Origin of the sequence: Mycobacterium scrofulaceum (assembly GCF_001667885.1) — a bacterium.
Lineage (GTDB): Bacteria > Actinomycetota > Actinomycetes > Mycobacteriales > Mycobacteriaceae > Mycobacterium > Mycobacterium scrofulaceum_C.
Map to the genome: position 1 here is coordinate 1 of NZ_LZJW01000066.1, position 918 is coordinate 918.

The window sequence follows — 918 nt, forward strand, 5'->3', positions numbered from 1 at the left end:
GCACGCGGTGAGCGCCCTGGCCATCACCGGCGGCGACACCCCGCCCCCGGCCCGCATCGTGCTGCTGTCCGACGGCGGGGAGAACAAGCCGTCCAATCCCAGCGACCCGCACGACGGGGCCTACACGGCGGCGCGGCTGGCCCGGGACGAGGGCGTGCCCATCTCGACGATCTCGTTCGGCACCAAGACCGGCGAGATCGAGATGGACGGGCAGCGCGTCGCCGTCCCGGTTCCCGTCGACGACCAGACGCTGCAGAAGATCTGCGAGATCACCGACGGCCAGGCGTTCCACGCCGACAGCCTGGAGTCGCTGAAGAACGTCTACTCGACCCTGCAGCGCCAGATCGGCTACGAAACCGTCAAGGGCGATGCCAGCCTGGCCTGGATGCTGCTGGGGGCGGTCGCCTTGGCGAGCGCGATCCTGGCCGGCCTGTTCCTGAACCGCCGGCTGCCGTCCTGAGCGATCAGACCGGCAGCCGCCGGTTGATCAGCAGCGCCAACGCCGTCGCGATCAGGGCGGTGATCACGCCCAGGCGCAGCCACCCGGCGCTGCCCGGCCCCGCCACGGTGCGATAGCCGATGTCCTTCTCGATCGCGTTGTAGCTCTTGTTGAGCTCGGCGATGTTGCTGGCGGTGTAGGACTGCCCGCCGGAAAGCTTGGCGATGGTCTTCATCTGGTCCGTCGAGACCGGGACGGCGACGCGCTGCCCGTCCATCTCGATCTCGCCGGTCTTGGTGCCGAACGAGATCGTCGAGATGGGCACGCCCTCGTCCCGGGCCAGCCGCGCCGCCGTGTAGGCCCCGTCGTGCGGGTCGCTGGGATTGGACGGCTTGTTCTCCCCGCCGTCGGACAGCAGCACGATGCGGGCCGGGGGCGGGGTGTCGCCGCCGGTGATGGCCAGGGCGCTCACCGCGTGC

The 918-nt window shown here is 70.5% G+C and carries 2 pseudogenes; one reads left to right on the plus strand and one right to left on the minus strand.

Annotation, left to right across the window (positions count from 1 at the left end):
* Nucleotides 1–460: pseudogene (locus A5681_RS09535) on the plus strand (hypothetical protein); the annotation flags it as partial.
* 4 nt (nucleotides 461–464) lie between these two features.
* Here the strand turns inward: A5681_RS09535 and A5681_RS09540 are convergent.
* A pseudogene (locus tag A5681_RS09540) lies at nucleotides 465–918 on the minus strand (hypothetical protein); the annotation flags it as partial.